Source organism: Paenibacillus cookii (assembly GCF_018333375.1).
GTDB lineage: Bacteria > Bacillota > Bacilli > Paenibacillales > Paenibacillaceae > Paenibacillus_AQ > Paenibacillus_AQ cookii.
Genome location: NZ_BORW01000167.1, coordinates 1 through 230 on the forward strand (window position 1 = coordinate 1; position 230 = coordinate 230).

At 48.3% G+C, this 230-nt stretch carries 1 rRNA gene; it reads right to left on the reverse strand.

Annotated elements, in window-relative coordinates:
• Window positions 1-138 precede the first annotated feature (138 nt).
• Window positions 139-230: ribosomal RNA gene (locus KI367_RS27020) — 23S ribosomal RNA — on the reverse strand; the annotation flags it as partial.

A 230-nucleotide genomic window follows, 5' to 3' on the forward strand; every position in this document is an offset into this window, starting at 1 on the left:
TTTGCGTTTTATTTTCCGTAGCATATCCCGGTTTTTGTTCCGGGCCCCGCCAAAGTACTCGGAATCAGCTACGAAGCTGCTCTTCACTTTGGTGGGTTTGTTCATGCTTCCGTAGCGAGCTTTCTTTTAGAAAGCTTTTAGGATAAGCCCTCGACCGATTAGTATTGGTCAGCTCCATGCATTGCTGCACTTCCACCTCCAACCTATCTACCTCGTCGTCTTCAAGGGGT